Source organism: Enterococcus bulliens (assembly GCF_053761865.1).
Genome location: NZ_JBSMXK010000001.1, coordinates 55,531 through 71,504, shown reverse-complemented (window position 1 = coordinate 71,504; position 15,974 = coordinate 55,531). Strand labels below are relative to the sequence as shown.

At 38.3% G+C, this 15,974-nt stretch carries 17 protein-coding genes; all 17 read left to right on the top strand.

Features of this window, described 5'->3' with window-relative positions; translation table 11 throughout:
• Positions 1–16: 16 nt before the first annotated feature.
• The 17 genes from cheB (at position 17) to ACWOEC_RS00305 (ending at position 15,970) form a co-directional block, all read left to right on the top strand.
• Positions 17–1,015, top strand: coding sequence for a chemotaxis-specific protein-glutamate methyltransferase CheB (gene cheB / locus ACWOEC_RS00385; protein WP_455305345.1), 999 nt, complete (start codon positions 17–19; stop codon positions 1,013–1,015).
• A gap of 4 nt (positions 1,016–1,019) precedes the next feature.
• Positions 1,020–1,817 (top strand): CheR family methyltransferase, encoded by a 798-nt coding sequence (locus tag ACWOEC_RS00380; protein ID WP_455305344.1) that lies wholly within the window; start codon positions 1,020–1,022, stop codon positions 1,815–1,817.
• Positions 1,818–1,823: 6 nt separating this feature from the next.
• Positions 1,824–3,845: a chemotaxis protein CheA gene (locus tag ACWOEC_RS00375; protein ID WP_455305343.1), complete on the top strand. Its 2,022-nt coding sequence runs from the start codon at positions 1,824–1,826 to the stop codon at positions 3,843–3,845.
• Positions 3,842–4,432 carry a chemotaxis protein CheC gene (locus ACWOEC_RS00370; RefSeq protein WP_455305342.1) on the top strand — a complete coding sequence of 197 codons (591 nt, stop codon included), beginning with the start codon at positions 3,842–3,844 and terminating at the stop codon, positions 4,430–4,432. Before ACWOEC_RS00375 ends, ACWOEC_RS00370 begins: the two co-directional genes overlap by 4 nt.
• 12 nt (positions 4,433–4,444) lie before the next feature.
• Positions 4,445–4,807, top strand: coding sequence for a response regulator (locus ACWOEC_RS00365; RefSeq protein ID WP_455305486.1), 363 nt, complete (start codon positions 4,445–4,447; stop codon positions 4,805–4,807).
• A 15-nt stretch (positions 4,808–4,822) separates the two neighbouring features.
• A complete protein-coding gene (locus ACWOEC_RS00360; RefSeq protein ID WP_455305341.1) occupies positions 4,823–5,215 on the top strand; it encodes a chemotaxis protein CheW in 393 nt (130 codons plus the stop codon).
• Positions 5,216–5,231: 16 nt separating this feature from the next.
• The gene (gene fliM, locus ACWOEC_RS00355) at positions 5,232–6,242 is read left to right on the top strand and encodes a flagellar motor switch protein FliM (protein WP_455305340.1); all 1,011 of its coding nucleotides are present in this window, start codon (positions 5,232–5,234) and stop codon (positions 6,240–6,242) included.
• Positions 6,239–7,327 carry a flagellar motor switch phosphatase FliY gene (gene fliY, locus ACWOEC_RS00350; RefSeq protein WP_455305339.1) on the top strand — a complete coding sequence of 363 codons (1,089 nt, stop codon included), beginning with the start codon at positions 6,239–6,241 and terminating at the stop codon, positions 7,325–7,327. The genes fliM and fliY overlap by 4 nt, the downstream gene beginning before the upstream one ends.
• A gap of 102 nt (positions 7,328–7,429) precedes the next feature.
• A complete protein-coding gene (gene flgM / locus ACWOEC_RS00345; protein ID WP_455305338.1) occupies positions 7,430–7,714 on the top strand; it encodes a flagellar biosynthesis anti-sigma factor FlgM in 285 nt (94 codons plus the stop codon).
• A gap of 5 nt (positions 7,715–7,719) precedes the next feature.
• Positions 7,720–8,076: a hypothetical protein gene (locus tag ACWOEC_RS00340; protein WP_455305337.1), complete on the top strand. Its 357-nt coding sequence runs from the start codon at positions 7,720–7,722 to the stop codon at positions 8,074–8,076.
• Between the two features lie 14 nt (positions 8,077–8,090).
• Complete coding sequence (flgK, locus tag ACWOEC_RS00335) at positions 8,091–9,584, top strand: flagellar hook-associated protein FlgK (protein WP_455305336.1); 1,494 nt, start codon at positions 8,091–8,093, stop codon at positions 9,582–9,584.
• A gap of 3 nt (positions 9,585–9,587) precedes the next feature.
• On the top strand, positions 9,588–10,496 hold the full coding sequence (gene flgL, locus ACWOEC_RS00330) for a flagellar hook-associated protein FlgL (RefSeq protein WP_455305335.1): 909 nt from the start codon (positions 9,588–9,590) through the stop codon (positions 10,494–10,496).
• Between the two features lie 135 nt (positions 10,497–10,631).
• Positions 10,632–11,639, top strand: coding sequence for a flagellin N-terminal helical domain-containing protein (locus tag ACWOEC_RS00325; protein WP_455305334.1), 1,008 nt, complete (start codon positions 10,632–10,634; stop codon positions 11,637–11,639).
• 76 nt (positions 11,640–11,715) lie between these two features.
• Positions 11,716–13,128 (top strand): flagellar filament capping protein FliD, encoded by a 1,413-nt coding sequence (gene fliD / locus ACWOEC_RS00320; protein ID WP_455305333.1) that lies wholly within the window; start codon positions 11,716–11,718, stop codon positions 13,126–13,128.
• 11 nt (positions 13,129–13,139) lie between these two features.
• Positions 13,140–13,463: a hypothetical protein gene (locus ACWOEC_RS00315; RefSeq protein ID WP_455305332.1), complete on the top strand. Its 324-nt coding sequence runs from the start codon at positions 13,140–13,142 to the stop codon at positions 13,461–13,463.
• Positions 13,464–13,473: 10 nt separating this feature from the next.
• Positions 13,474–13,851 (top strand): flagellar export chaperone FliS, encoded by a 378-nt coding sequence (fliS, locus tag ACWOEC_RS00310; protein ID WP_455305331.1) that lies wholly within the window; start codon positions 13,474–13,476, stop codon positions 13,849–13,851.
• Positions 13,852–13,867: 16 nt separating this feature from the next.
• Positions 13,868–15,970, top strand: a complete 2,103-nt coding sequence (locus ACWOEC_RS00305) for a methyl-accepting chemotaxis protein (protein WP_455305330.1) — start codon at positions 13,868–13,870, stop codon at positions 15,968–15,970.
• Positions 15,971–15,974 lie beyond the last annotated feature (4 nt).

The following is a 15,974-nucleotide window of genomic DNA, read 5'->3' as shown; positions in this document are numbered from 1 at the left end:
AAAGTAGGACGAACTCATGATCAATTTGATGATTGTAGATGATTCTGCATTCATGCGTAAAGTATTACACGATGCATTGACCCTACCCGATATCAAAGTTAGTGTAGTCGCTAGACAAGGACAACATGCACTACAATTGTTAGAAAAAGAAGTGGTTGATCTGATTTTGTTGGATGTTGAAATGCCCATTATGAACGGTTTAGAGGCACTCACTAAAATCAAGGAACAATACGATATTCCGGTGATCATGGTAAGTTCGACGGATGCGCAACGAATGACTATCGAGGCTTTAGCTTTAGGAGCATCTGATTTTGTGGAAAAACCAACTAATTTATTGAATTTTTCTTCTAAATGGGTGGATGAATTAGCAAATAAGATTCGCTCGCTTGTAACAAAACCGATGGGTTCAGTATCAGAAAAAACGGTTCACTACATCCCAAAACAGCTAACTGTTCCCAAAAGACCTCAAGCACTCGTGATCGGTGCTTCTACGGGAGGACCAAGAGCAATTTTACAAATCATCCAAGCTTTACCAGAAAAAATCCGTATTCCGATTTTTATCGTACAGCATATGCCAAAAGGTTTTACTACGTCATTTGCGCAACGATTGAACAGTGAAACTTCGGTCAGTGTTAAAGAAGCTGAACATTTAGAAACGATTCGGCCTATCGTTTATCTTTGTCCTGGAGACTATCATTTGACGATCCAACGCGATCGGTTGTTACTTGATCAAGAAGCAAAAAAACACGGCACTAGACCTGCTGTGGATTATTTGTTTAGTTCTGCTTCAAAAGTCTATCAAGAACAACTACATGCTTTCTTATTGACTGGTATGGGGAAAGACGGTGCTTTAGGTATGGAAGCGATCAAAACAGAAAATGGTTACACCTATGCTCAAGACAAAGAAAGTTGTGTAGTATTTGGGATGCCAAGAGTGGCGATCGAAAGACAAGTAGTAGATGAAGTTTTAAGTTTGACAAAAATCGCTCAAAAAATCAGTGAATTGGCTAGGTGAGTAGATGACAAATGAAATGAACGATTTCAACGCCTTCAATCAATGGGTTGCATCAGAGTTGAATATTCAATTATCTGATTATAAAGAAAATCAAATGCAGCGTCGGATTTTATCCTTGATGACAACTAAAGGAGTACACACGCTTAATGAATATCAGCAAAAGATTTTAGCTGATCGCGAAATAAGGCAAGAATTTATCGAGCACTTGACTATCAACGTGACAGAATTTTATCGTAATCGTGAGTTATTTGAAATTTTCGAAAAAAATCTTTTAAAAGAGATCGTACCTAATTTTTCAACGATTAAAATATGGAGCGCTGCTTGTTCAAATGGATCGGAACCTTATACACTAGCGATGATTGTAGATAAACATCGCTTGAAAAAAATAACGATTTTAGCAACTGACCTTGACGATAAGATTCTAGCACGTGCAAAAGAAGGGATTTATCGTGAGAACGAGGTGAAAAATCTTTCATTTAAAGATAAACAAGCATATTTTCAGCTAATTGAAACGAAACGTGGTCCGCATTATCAGGTTAATCCTGCTGTTCGTCAAAATATCACATTTAAAAAGCATGATTTATTACTCGATCCATACCCTCGACAATGCCAAGTCATCGTATGTCGCAATGTTACGATTTACTTCAAAGTAGAGGCTAGAGATAAAGTATATCAACGTTTTAGTCAAGCGTTAGTTCCTGGAGGCTTATTGTTCACTGGCGCAACAGAAACAATCAATTTTCCAGAGCGGATCGGATTAAAAAAAATCGATTCATTTATTTATCAAAAAACAAAGGAGTGAGAGTGGATGGACGACAATAGTGTATACCGAACACTCTTTTTTGAAGAAACCGATGACCATCTTCAACAGCTAAATGATCATATCTTAGAATTAGAAAGCCATCCTGAGGATCGTGAGCGATTAAATGATATTTTTCGTTCGGCACATACATTAAAAGGAATGGCTGCAACAATGGGGTATGACGTCATGACGCAGTTGACTCATAAAATGGAGAATCTTTTTGATTTATTCAAGACGGGAACGATCCCAGTGACACATGAACATATTTCATTAATTTTTCGTTGTCTCGATCGACTTGGAGATCTAGTCGAACAGCTACGTGAAGAAGAAGAATTGGAAATCAAGCAAATTAGTGATTTATTGAGTGAATTAGATGTCATCGAAAACCAAAATGGGGGAACATTACAACAAGCAGTCGAACAAATCCAAACGACTAAATTACTGACACATTTTTCTTCATTTGATACTTCTGATCAGTTTGTCGTGGAAGAAGCAAAAAATCAAGGGTACGAAGCTTTCTATATTGGTGTACGTATCGATAAAGAATCGATGCTGAAAGGACCTAGAGCTTTTTTGATCATGGAAAAATTAGGAAAATCAGGAGACATATTACATACTGAACCAAGTATCGAGACTATTGAAGCAGGTGAATTTGAACAAGATATCTACTTGTTATATTTAACAAAAGAAGCTGAACACCTTGTCAAAGAATCTATTGAAGCCAATAGTGAAATCGAAGAAGTATTAGTATTACCTTTTCAAGAAAGTTTAGTCCAAGAAGATCGTGATCAAAAACGACTAGCAACACTCGTACTACCGAATGATCATCAAACAGATACAAAAAAATCAGGAACAGAACTAAAAAAAGCAAAAGCTGCGACAAATCAATCGATTCGCGTCGACTTAACTCGTTTAGATCAATTTTTGAATCTTGTTTCAGAATTAGTCGTCTATCGTAATCAACTAGAAGATGCGAATGGGCGACAAGAAGCAACTGAGGTTAAAGATTCTCTTGAGCAAGTGTCCCGATTGACATCTGAATTACAAGAATTAGTATTAAAAATTCGAATGCAACAGGTCAATGTCGTATTTAGTCGTTTTCCTAGAATGGTACGTGATTTATCGAATGAACTAAATAAGGAAATGGAATTGATCGTTCATGGAGAAGAAACAGAATTAGATAAAACGGTCGTCTCCGAATTAAGTGAGCCACTCGTTCATCTATTACGTAATTCAGCTGATCATGGCATCGAAGCTCCAGCTACACGAATCGCACTAGGCAAACCAGAAAAAGGAACGATCAAGTTAGCGGCTACTCAAGAAGGTAACCGTGTTTTGATCACTTTATCTGATGATGGTAAAGGTATCGATCCACTAGTCATCGCCAAAAGTGCTGCTAAAAAGGGCATCGATACGACGAATATGTCAGATGAACAAATCCAACATCTGATTTTCCATCCTGGTTTTTCTACTGCAAAAGAAGTAACTAATATTTCCGGTCGTGGAGTAGGGATGGATGCAGTTCAATCCAAAATCAATCAATTAGGTGGAACCATTGAGTTGAAAAGTATCGTCGATCAGGGAACGAGCTTCATTATCAAATTGCCATTGACTTTATCGATTATCCAAGCTTTGATGATTCGTGTAGAGCAAGAACATTTTGCTTTGCCATTAGACACAGTAGAGCGTGTTGTACGTATCAAAGAGTCCGAAATCGTAAAGACTGCGGGAAAAGAAGTATATCGTTATCAAAGCGAGTTGATTCCGATTATTCGTACAAATGAATTATTAAAATTGTCAGAAGTGAAAAAAGAAAAAACATTCGTTATTATAGTTTCTATCGATCAAAAAAATTATGGTATATTAGCAGATGAGTTGATTGGTCAACAAGAGATCGTAATCAAAAAAATCGATAGTTTCTTACAAAGTTTGAATACTTATCAAGGAGCCACCATCTTGGGTAATGGAACGGTTGCACTGATTTTAGATATCGATGCGATTTGTCAGGAAGTTCAGGCAAGTATATGACCAAACAAACGATGCGCTTTGATGCACTAAAAGAAATTATCAATATTGGTGGAGGACATGTCGCGACGAGTTTATCACAACTGACTAAACAACGGGTGGATATGCATGTACCAGAGGTCGCGGTCTATTCATATGATGAGCTTTATGAACAAAGTTTTTCTGAAGAAGATTCCTTATATACGTTGACGTGTCCAATCATAGGCGAGCTAGAGGGAATCTTTCTATTTGTACTAACAGATGAGGCAGTCGATAAGATGACGCACTGGCTACTAGATGATTTTGAACAGATCAATGAGACATTACGTTATTCTGCAATGAGTGAACTGATGAATATCGTTACTAATTCTTTTTTAAACGCCATTGCTCATTTACTATCGATCGAGGTCAAAAGTCAGTTTCCTAACGTGATGTATGATTATTTTGGTTCGATTATAGGCAGTATTTATGTTGCGTATGAGCAATACGATGACCAAGTATTGTTTATGAAGAATGAATTTCAATACGAGGGACAATCATTAGATACATCATTATTCTTTATTCCCAAAACGGGAGAACTAGAAAAATTATTCCAAGCGATTGGATTATAAAAAGGAGAAATCATTATGAAAAAAGTATTAATCGTAGACGATGCAGTATTTATGCGTATGAAATTAAAAGACATTTTAGAAAAAAATGGTTACGAAGTAGTCGGTGAAGCCCAAAATGGACAAGAAGCTTTTGAAAAATATCAAGCTACAACACCAGATTTAGTAACGATGGACATCACGATGCCAGATGTTGATGGGTTAGAAGCATTAAAAATGATTCGTGAAATCGATAGTTCAGCTAAGGTGATCATGTGTAGTGCTATGGGACAACAAGGCATGGTAATGGATGCGATCCGTGCTGGAGCAGCTGATTTTATCGTAAAACCGTTTGATACCGATCGTGTGATTAAAGCCATCGATAAGGTACTTTCCTAAGAAGGAGGCTAAATCATGCAGATGATTCTATTTACGATGAATCAGCACTATTATGTCATCGCTGCCCAACACGTTGAAGAAGTAATCGACGCACCTGTAATTACGAAAGTACCATTGGCAGATGCTTGGGTAGAAGGGTTGATCAATTTGCGCGGTACAGTACTGACTGTCGTCAATTTAGCCGAACTGATCGAGCTAGACCACCCTGAGAAAAATCGCAATATTTTGATTATGAAAAAAAACGATGAGAAAAAAGGACTATTGATTGAAGAAGTGATTGAAGTGATCACAATCGATGAAGCTGCGATCCAACTACCAAATACGGACGAGGCTGATTATTATACAGGTGTTCTTTCGATAGGAGAAAAGATCGCCAGTATTATCGATGTGACCCATTTGATTTTTTAGTAAGTGAGGGAAAAAAATGGACCAAGTGTTGACGCAACAAGAAATTGATTTATTATTGCACGCTATGAATAATGGAGAGATCGATCAAGCAGCAAGTAAAATCGAACCAGAAAAACCAAAAGTAAAAAGTTATGATTTCAGAAGGCCAACAAAGCTTTCAAAAGAGTATATCAACACATTGCATATGATCTTTGAAGATTTCTCTAAAGTTTCAAGTAGTGCATTGTCGACACTTTTAAGAACAAATGTTACGTTCCAATTAGCTGCTATCGAACAGATCAGTTATGAAGAATTTATCCATTCGATTCCTAAATTTACGCTATTAGGTCTATTTCGATCGGCACCTTTAAATGGACTACAAATGATCGAGATGAATCCCCAATTGAGCATGTTGCTCGTCGAATTGCTTTGTGGAGGACTAGAGATTCGTCAAGTGACAAAGGAACCTTTTTCGGATGTGGAGAAAAAAAGCTTCACGGATATCGAGTTGGCAATCCTGGAAGAAGTGATGACACGTTTTGCGACGATTTTTCAAACTGCTTGGAAAGAGATCGTTGATCTACAAACTACGGTGGAAGGTCTTGATACCAATCCACAGTTGATGCAAAACATGTCACCTAATGAACCGGTGGTCTTGACTACATTTACTGTACGAATGTTCGAAACAAATTCATTTATCAACCTTTGTATTCCATATGTATTTTTTGAAGGATTGACAGATAAGCTAAGTTTTCGCAATTGGTTTGACTCTAATCAAGCTCCTTCACTAGAAGATCAAGAAGAATTACAGCGCAGTATGGATCATGTTGCTTTTGATTTAGAAGTAATTTTAGGAAATGCGCATATGACACTCGCCGATTTTTTAAATCTAGAAGAAGGTGATGTCTTAAAGTTAGATCAGCGCATCTCTAGTCCGCTAGCTTCTTATGTCGAAAACAAACCGTACTATTTTGCAAAACCCGGTCAACATAATAAGCAACTTGCAGTTGAGTTGCTTGACCCGATGGAAGGAGAGATGTTCATATGAGTGAAAGCTTGACGCAAGAAGAAATCGACGCGATGTTACACGCTGCTAGCACGCCAGAACCTGAAGCACAAAAAAATACATTATTTGATGAACAAACAATCAAAGATATTATTGGGGAAGTCGGGAATATCTCGATGTCACAAGCTGCCACGACGCTGTCTTCTATTTTAGATCGTCGGGTAACGATCACGACACCCAAAGTAAAACGTGTGATTTTTAAAGAAGTTTTAGAAGGACTAGTTGCACCAAAAGTGGCTACTTCTGTCGAATTTAAAGAAGGACTATATGGAACGAATTTAATGCTATTAAAGGTAAAAGATGCGATTATTATCGCTGATTTGATGATGGGCGGTGACGGCCATACTGAAAATCAAAGATTTACTGAATTAGAGCTTAGTGCTGTTTCTGAAGCGATGAATCAAATGATTGGATCAGCTTCAACTTCTATGGCGACGATGATCAAGCGTAAAGTCGATATCTTACCACCAGTTGTCAATGTTTGGGAAGAACCCGATAGTGTTAATTATGACTATTTAGAACTTGAAGAAGAAATCTATCGTATTTCATTTTCTTTGACAGTGGAGGGTTTGATCGAAAGTGAGATCATGCAAGTGTTTAACGGTCCAGTGGTCGATGATATCGTAAAAGCGATGATGGCTGACGAAGCAACGGTGGTCGAGCGTCAATTAGCACCTGAGCCAAAGCCAGAGCCAAAGTCAGAGCCAAAAAAAGTCGAACGACCAGAACCAGTTCAGACACAGCCGACTGTTGAGATACAACAACCAGAATTTCAACAACTGGACACTAAGGAGACACTAGAAGGAAATAATTTAGACTTGATCTTAGATGTTCCATTAGAGCTTAGCGTCGTCTTAGGAAAAACAAAGCGATCGATTAAAGATATTTTAAGTATGAGTACAGGATCTGTCATTGAGCTAGACAAACTGACCGATGAACCATTAGAGATCTTATTGAATGGTAAATTGATTGCTAAAGGTGAAGTCGTTGTGATCAATGAGAGTTTTGGGGTACGAATCACGAATATTTTGTCACAAAAACAACGTATCTTCAATTTGCACGAATGATGTTACGATGAAAAAGTTAAACATTTTGTTTAACTTTTTTTCTTTTTAGCCGATAATCAAAGTGAGCGCAAAAAGAGTGTAAAATGAAAGGAGCACGAAAATATGAAAATCGAAAAAGGCTATGCTGCTTATGAAGCAACTAAAGTCACCAAACAACCGTTGCCCCCGACAAGTCAAGAAGCCAAAACAGCGAAGAAGTCGATTGAAACGACAAAAAGCGTGGATGTCGATCTATCCCAAGCATCTAAAGCAATCAAACAGCAAGTTACTAGTTTAGAAGCTTCTCCCGTTAGAGCAGACAAAGTTGCAGCAATCAAAGCAGCCATCAAACAAGGAACGTATGAAATCTCTCCTGAAAAAATCGCTAAAAGTATGCTAGAGGAGTAGGATAGATGGAAGAAAGAGAAATGATTCGTGTACTCCATCAGTTTTATCGTCTCTTACAAAAAGAGAATCGGGCATTGATCCGTGATGAAGGAGCAAAATTAGAAGCGATCGTCCAACAAAAAGAGCTCTACGTGGAGCGCTTAGCATATTCTGGAAATGTGACAACAGAGATCAAAGAATGGATCCAAAAAATCCAATTTCTACAAGAAGAAAATTTACTACTGACACAACAAGCAATCAGTTATCAACAAGCATTTATGGATGCGATCCAACACGAGTTAAAAAAAGAGCGTGCAGCATATCAACGTACAGCGTATACGAAGACAGCAGGATCAGCTGCGATCATCGACCAACGAATATAGAAATGGAGTAAGTTATGAGTGGATTATTTGGAACATTGGGGACAGCAACGAGCGGCTTAAATACGAATCAGACAGCTCTACAAACGACCAGTCACAATTTGGCCAATACGAATACAGATGGATATAGTCGTCAACGTGTTCAGATGCAGACGACGTTTCCTTACCAAATCGCTGGGACGGGTCTGATTGGAACAGGGGTCAAAGCGGCAGCAGTTGAGCGTGTAACGGATCAGTTCATTACAGGACAAGTCCAAAAAGCAAATAGTACATATCAAGCACAAGCGCAAGTAGCAGATGTTTTAGGCCAATTAGAAGCGATCTATAACGAACCTTCAGATACAGGTTTATTGAAACAAATGGATACATTGACTGATGCTTGGAGCCAATTGGCTAACCATCCAGAGCTAGAGACCGCTAAAACACTGGTTGTCGAACAGGCTAAAACATTTTTAGATACTTTACATACAATTAGCAATCAAACTCAACAATTAGGTTCAGATACGATGAGTTCGATCGCAAAGTCGACACTTGATCTAAATCAAAAACTAGCATCACTACAAACGGTCAATGAACAAATCTTTACCTTAGCCGATCAACAAAGTACACCAAATGATCTATTAGATATGCGGGATAGTTTATTAAAAGATATCTCGTCACTCGTACCGATCGATACGAGTTTTGATGCATCTGGTCGTGTGAATGTTATGATCGGAGGGCAAGTCGTACTTGATCAAAAAAATCGTCAACAAATCGATGTCGTGATCACCAATGATCAAGGGACGGCAAGTTTAGCAAAAGGTGGGAATCAAACCCAACAAGAAACGATCACTGATCCTGATTTTAAAGTAGGAACATTAGTGATCAACCAGAAACAAGTAACGATTTCAAGTGGTACGATTGGTGGATTGCAACAAGCTCAAACAGCAATTGATCAACGCTTGAGTGAATTAGATCAAACCGCAGCAGCGATTGGACGCTCGACGAACTTAGTGTATACAAACGGTCAAAGTGAGACCGATGGATTTTATACATTAGGAGATGGGCAACATTTAAGTCAAACGATGGCTGTCAATGGTGAACTAAGTCGCACTCCGAGTAAATTACAAAGTGGGAAAACTGGCGATGCACCAGCTGGCGATGTATCAAAGGCTTTGGCGATGGTGAAACTAGCGAGTACAAAGTTGACTGAAACCAGTCAGTTAAAACAAAGTTTCGATACGCAAACAATGAGTTTTACTACAGATGCTACAGGATTGACTCATGCTGGACGATACAATACGCTCGTGACGAAAAATGGGATCGAGACCCAACAAGCAAGCCAACGTGCCCAAGCACAATTATCTGTATTGAATCAACTAGAATACAAACAACAATCGATCTCTGGGGTATCGATGAATGAAGAAATGTCTGACGTCATTAGATTCCAACAAGGATTCCAAGCGAATGCAAAATTGATCTCAGTCGTATCAGAGATGCTCGATACATTGATCAATAGGACAGGAGTGTAAAATATGCGTATTACAAATAATATGGCGTATCATGATTTTTTAAATAATCTGACGACCAATACCAATCAAGTTCAAAAATCCTTAAATCAGCTGTCTTCACTCAAAAAAATCAATCGTACATCAGATGATCCGCTAAATGCATCACGCGTGATGAATTTAACGAGTACAGTCGCACAAAATAAATCTTATAACCAAACGATCACAGAAGCGACTTCTTTTGTGAACACACAAGATAGCGCGTTAGGTGCGGTAAACGATTCTTTATTGCGGATTCGTTCATTGATTCAATCAAGTGCCAACAGCACCCAAGGAGCAGATGAGTTAGCAGCAAATAAAGCAGAGATCAGTCAAAGTATTGGAGCGATCGTAGACAGTTTGAATACCAACTTTGATGGACGCTATATTTTTGGAGGAAGTCAAACGACTACTCGTCCTTTTGAAACGGTCGAAGAAAATGGAGTCGTGGTCGGTCTAAGCTATAAAGGAAATGCCGATCCATTACCGCGTGAGATTGCAAATGGCGTAACGATCGATCTCCCTACTGATGGTAGTAAATTAATAGGTAACCAAACTACAGGTGATTTGAATGGTTTTTTCCATCAAGTGATGACGGCACTAGACGCAGAGGATCATCAAACACTAGGCAATGAATCTTTGACTCAAATCGATCAGTTCCGAGATACAATTTCTAATCAACGCACCACGATCGGAGCCGTGAGTACACGTTTGCAATCAGCAGGAGCCCGTAACGATACGGAAAAAAATCAACTCCAAGAAACACTCTCCTTGACACAAGATGTCGATGTAGCTGAAACGTATATGACTTATCAAAATCAAATGACTGCTTATCGCGCAACCCTTGCGATGGGAACGAAGATCATGCAAACATCGATTTTAGATTATATTCGCTAGATACTACTTTTGATGAAGTAGTATTTTTTTATTTTATTTACAAAAAAGACTTAACCTTTTTTTAGGTTATCCGATAATTAATACAGAGAGGAAAAATCTCAAAAAAATATTAGGTATTATATGGAGGGAACTATTATGAGAATCAATACAAACAATGCAGCAATGAATACATACTCACGTTTGTCAGCTGCCAATACATCAAAAACAAACTCTTTAGCAAAATTATCTTCAGGTCTACGTATCAACAAAGCCGGAGACGATGCAGCTGGATTAGCAATCTCTGAAAAAATGAAAAGCCAAATCGGTGGATTGAAACAAGCGAAAAGTAACGCTCAAGATGGCATCTCATTGATCCAAACTGCTGAAGGAGCTTTAAACGAAACTCATTCAATTTTAGGTCGTATGCGTGACTTAGCCGTTCAAGGATCAAATGATACTTTAACAAACGATGATCGTGAGCAATTGAATAAAGAATTTTCAGCATTAAGTGATGAAATCACCCGTATTTCTGGAACTACAGAATTCAATACGAAAAAATTATTAAAAGGAGATGCAGATGATTCTACAAAAGCAGCTTCTTTTAAATTTCAAATCGGAGCAAATGCAGGACAAAACATCGAAGTGAAAATCAAAGATATGAGTGCTACAGGTTTAGGTGTAGATGGGGACACAACTGCAGCAGATGGAACAAAAACAGATGGGAATTTCAAATTAAATGCAACGAGTGATCTAGTTAAGGCTGTTAGTGACGCCCAGGGTGAAGTAGACAAATTAACTTCATCTTCTACTGCAACGGAGATTAAAACTGCTAATGATGGATTAGCTCAAGCTCAAAAAGCAGCTAATGATAATGGTATTGAGAACTCTCAAAAAGCAATTAAAGCTATCGATAAAGCTGTAAAACAAGTTTCTGACCAACGTTCAGATCTTGGTGCGGCGCAAAACCGTATGGAACACACAATCAACAACTTGACTTCATCAAATGAAAACTTATCAGAAGCGAACTCTCGCATCCGTGACGTGGACATGGCTGAAGAAATGATGAGCTTTACAAAGAGCAATATCTTATCTCAAGCAGCAACTTCAATGTTGGCACAAGCAAATTCAATGCCAAACAGCGTATTGAGCTTGTTACAAGGATAATATATAAGGCCGTGGAATTTCCCACGGTCTTTACTACATAACGCAAGTTGAAACTTCGTGAAAGGAATAAAGGACGATGGCCAGTATTACCAGTTCATCAGGTATCAGTACGACACTAGGGAGTTATTCGGGAGTAACGTCTGATGATATCGAAAAATTACTAGCAGCTGATTCTGCAAAGAAAACATTAGCTCAAAATAAGATTACGACCTTCAAAGATCAACAGACTGCTTGGAATGACATTCGGACACGCTTGAATAGTCTGTCTAATCGCATCAGTGATCTACAAAAGGACGATACCTTTGCGACAAAAAAAGTGACAAACTCAAATGAGACAGTAGTAAGTATAACCGCAACAGCTGAAGCTCCAGCACAAACCTATCAACTGAAGGTCACTCAACTTGCGACAGCAACAAAATTAGTCGGTGCACGTATTGCAGAAAGTACCACTACAGCACTCAATCAAACAGGAACGTTGACCTTGAGTGCGGCACAAAAAAGTGGTGAAGAAGCGCAAAGGATCGATATCGACGTGACCGCTGACGATACATTAAAGACTCTAGTCGAAAAAATAAATGGAAAAGCGGATAAAACTAATCTCACTGCATCGATCATGGACAATCGCTTAGTACTAACGGCCAAAAAATCAGGAGAACAAGAGTTTACGGTTTCTGGTGACTTAAGTGAAAGTCTAGGGCTGACTGGGGAAAATACGGCCTATACGGCTGGAAAAGTGGCTGAGTTTGAATTAGATGGATTGAAACTAACTAGAGATACGAACACAATCACTGATGCGGTCGAAGGTATGACCTTTACTTTAAAAAAACCGAGTGACGAGGCAGCAAAAGTCGACATCACCGTTGATCAAAGCAAGACGATTCAAGCTGTGAAAGATCTAGTGGCACAATACAACAGCACTATGAGTTTTATCAATGACAATCTAAGTGTCGGTGATCCTTCACAAACAGATAACAAAACTGGAAAACTTAGTGGAGATTCTACTTTACGTCGCTTACAAGAGACATTAAGCAATCTCTTTACCTCAAATTTTGTTGGTGGAACAGCGTTAAAAGCCAATGACCTAGGGATCTCACTGATCGATCGTAATGGCACTTTGGGCTTGAATGAAGAGACGTTGACTAAAAAGTTGACTGAAGATCCACAGGGCGTCAAACAATTTTTCGTCCAACAAGATCCCGACGCTAAAGGAACGATTTCTGATAAAAATGGCTATACAGCACAGTTAAAAAAAGTCGTAGATGGATATTTAGTCGACAGTACCAGTTCAAAAGGGATCTTGACGACAAAAACGACGAGCATCGATGCCTCAATCAAGGAATTGAACAAACAGATCACACGTTTTGATGATATTTTGACGATGAAACGTGATCGTTATGTCACGATGTTTACTCGCTTAGATCAAGCGATGATGCAAGCTCAGGAACAATTGAATTATTTTACTAGCCAAACCTCAAATAATAATAATTAGGAGTTTTGTAAATGACGACTAAACAAGACCGTGAGGTTTTACAACAAGTAGCGACTACACTAGCCAGTTGGGATGGCTCTTTAGATCAAGCTGAATACTTTCTCACGCTGATCGAGGGTCAACTAGGTGAGTATCCGATGATGGTTGTCGATGACGAGGAGTCACAAGAGCGATTGTTTTCGATTATTCGTATCTATGAACAAATGATTACAACATTGAAAACAAAAAAAGAAAAAGTAAAACAAGAGATGCAAAAAGTACAACAAAGCAATACTGCTGCAAAACTCTATTTTAGACCAGAACAGACGGCTAGTTTTATCGACATACAACTATAGGGAGTACATTATGGATTATAAAAAAGCAAACGCGAATTATTTGGCGGCACAAGTATTAGGTGCTTCACCTAATCGATTGATCGAGATGCTGTTAGAAGGGGCAATCAAGCAAACGAAGATGGCCATCTACTCGATTACCAACAAGCAAATCGATCGAGCGCACCAACAATTGATCAACGCACAAGAGATCGTTAGTGAACTAGAAAGTGTATTGGATGTAGAAACCGGTGGTGAGATTGCAACTCAATTGAAATCTTTATATGTTTTTATTTATGAACAGTTGGTTACTGCTAATATTAAAAAAGAAATCGCGCCGATTGAAAAAGCACAACAATTACTGAATGAACTACTAGTGACTTGGCAAGAATTAATGACAACAATAGACTAAAGGATCAGGGAAATGGATGAAGACAGTGATGAAATGGAAACGAGTAGCTCCTAAACGAAAAGAACAAAGAGGTAAACGTAAAAAAAGTATCGGACCAGTGATTTTTGGAATCTTATTATTTATCGGATTATTGCCATTAGTCATTACTACAGTAAAATCATATCAACAAACACGTGATTTATTGATTCAACGAAATGATATCGCTAAAAGTGGTGCGCTACGTTCAGTACTACGCCAAAAAGAGATCTTACATGAAGATGCCGAGAAGAAGCTAAGCGCGATATTAAAATTACCTGCTTTTAGTGAAACAATCGATATCGATGCAATGCGCGAAGCTTTACAAAATGCTATCGCAGGTGACGGGATCATCGAGAATGTTACGGTTGGATTTGATGATGGGACACATTTAGCACTGAACCAGCTTCCAGCAGATTACGATCCTCGTACTAGACCTTGGTATAAAGGCGCGATCCAAAAGAAGAATACACCTTTTTGGACTGAACCTTATCAAACTGCTGGTGGTAAAAATGAATACGTCGTAACGATCGCTCAATCTAAAATGATCAATGGAAAAGATTTTGTGTTAAGTTTAGATGTTTCTTATAACAATGTAAATAAAGCATTGAGCTCTTTAAAAATAGGGCGTACTGGTTCAGCAATCTTAGTATCTTCTAAAGGGATTATCGTAGCTTCAAAAGAACAAATGGAAGTCGGAAAAGATATTAGCAAAAGCGAATACTTTAAAAAAATCAAAACTGCAGAAGCTGTTTCAGGATCAGTACGTTTAGAAGGTGGAAATAAGATCAATGATGTCGTTTATGATCGTGTGACTAACAGTAGCATTACTTGGGCTGTGGCTAGTACCGATGCAACAGAATTGGATACGGAATTACACGCACTGATCAAGATTTCATTGATCAACGGTTTGATCATCTTAGTCATTGTTATTGTTTTAGCATTTATCATTACCAAATTAGTACGTGAGATCATTTCAGTATTTAATCAGAATTTCGCTGAAGCAGGTGAGGGAAAGCTTGCTGCAATCTATCGACCAAAGAAAAAAGAAAAAGGTCGTTTTTCGATTCAGCAAGGAGCGAAGATTGTAGCCTCACCGAATGCGCAAGGACATGAAATTAACCAGATGGTGACAAACTATAATCAAATGTTGTCAAAAATCGGCACATTGATTGGTAGTGTCCAAAAAGAGAGTGATCGTGTAGCGAACATGTCTGAATCTCTGGTCGAATTATCGAAGCAAACAAGTATCGCAACAGAAGAAGTGTCAGAAACTATTACTGGTATTGCAGAAGTAACAGGAACACAAGCGCAAGAAACTGAGCAAAGTGTATCACAGTTGCAAAACTTGGCTGCCTCACTGCAAGAATTACGCGCAAATGCAATCGAAATGAATGAAAAATCAACGGAATCAACAGTAATCAATCAAGAAAACCTCACAATTATGAATCAAGTCGATGAGAACTGGACAAGTGTCATCGCGCAATTACAACAATTGATGGGGAATATGTCTGATATGGATGGTAATGTCCAAAATATTACAAAAATCATTAATGTAATCAATGATATTTCTTATCAGACAAATTTATTGGCACTAAATGCCTCGATCGAAGCTGCTAGTGCAGGTGAATTCGGAAAAGGCTTCGCAGTAGTAGCTGCAGAGATCCGTAAATTAGCTGAACAAAGTAAAACATCAACTAAAGAAATCGCAGAAATTATTGAAGAGATCCAGATTCAATCCAATCAAATGGTCGCTAGAACATCTGATTCTGTGGAATCGAGTGATAAACAAACGAAATTGATTACAGAAGCAATTCATTCATCAAACGAAGTGTTCACTCGTAGTAATTATATGATCGAGCGTATCCATCAGTTTGAGGAAACTATTGAAGTGATTGTCAAGATTCAAAATACTGTATTAGAAAATCTTGAAAATATCTCAGCTTCGACTGAAGAAAATGCTGCTGGAACACAAGAAGTTTCGGCAAATGCTGAAGAAGTCATGGCATCTATGGAAGAATTTACAAATCATGTTGAAGATCTTCGTGGAATCGCAAGTTCCTTGAAAGGTATGGCAAATCAATTTGATGTGACAGAAAAATAAAAAC

What these genes read in the sequence shown, in the direction of transcription:
- cheB (WP_455305345.1), top strand. Translation starts at nt 17, where the DNA reads ATGATCAATTTGATGATTGTAGATGATTCTGCATTCATGCGTAAAGTA.
- ACWOEC_RS00380 (WP_455305344.1), top strand. Translation starts at nt 1,020, where the DNA reads ATGACAAATGAAATGAACGATTTCAACGCCTTCAATCAATGGGTTGCA.
- ACWOEC_RS00375 (WP_455305343.1), top strand. Translation starts at nt 1,824, where the DNA reads ATGGACGACAATAGTGTATACCGAACACTCTTTTTTGAAGAAACCGAT.
- ACWOEC_RS00370 (WP_455305342.1), top strand. Translation starts at nt 3,842, where the DNA reads ATGACCAAACAAACGATGCGCTTTGATGCACTAAAAGAAATTATCAAT.
- ACWOEC_RS00360 (WP_455305341.1), top strand. Translation starts at nt 4,823, where the DNA reads ATGCAGATGATTCTATTTACGATGAATCAGCACTATTATGTCATCGCT.
- fliM (WP_455305340.1), top strand. Translation starts at nt 5,232, where the DNA reads ATGGACCAAGTGTTGACGCAACAAGAAATTGATTTATTATTGCACGCT.
- fliY (WP_455305339.1), top strand. Translation starts at nt 6,239, where the DNA reads ATGAGTGAAAGCTTGACGCAAGAAGAAATCGACGCGATGTTACACGCT.
- flgM (WP_455305338.1), top strand. Translation starts at nt 7,430, where the DNA reads ATGAAAATCGAAAAAGGCTATGCTGCTTATGAAGCAACTAAAGTCACC.
- ACWOEC_RS00340 (WP_455305337.1), top strand. Translation starts at nt 7,720, where the DNA reads ATGGAAGAAAGAGAAATGATTCGTGTACTCCATCAGTTTTATCGTCTC.
- flgK (WP_455305336.1), top strand. Translation starts at nt 8,091, where the DNA reads ATGAGTGGATTATTTGGAACATTGGGGACAGCAACGAGCGGCTTAAAT.
- flgL (WP_455305335.1), top strand. Translation starts at nt 9,588, where the DNA reads ATGCGTATTACAAATAATATGGCGTATCATGATTTTTTAAATAATCTG.
- ACWOEC_RS00325 (WP_455305334.1), top strand. Translation starts at nt 10,632, where the DNA reads ATGAGAATCAATACAAACAATGCAGCAATGAATACATACTCACGTTTG.
- fliD (WP_455305333.1), top strand. Translation starts at nt 11,716, where the DNA reads ATGGCCAGTATTACCAGTTCATCAGGTATCAGTACGACACTAGGGAGT.
- ACWOEC_RS00315 (WP_455305332.1), top strand. Translation starts at nt 13,140, where the DNA reads ATGACGACTAAACAAGACCGTGAGGTTTTACAACAAGTAGCGACTACA.
- fliS (WP_455305331.1), top strand. Translation starts at nt 13,474, where the DNA reads ATGGATTATAAAAAAGCAAACGCGAATTATTTGGCGGCACAAGTATTA.
- ACWOEC_RS00305 (WP_455305330.1), top strand. Translation starts at nt 13,868, where the DNA reads ATGAAGACAGTGATGAAATGGAAACGAGTAGCTCCTAAACGAAAAGAA.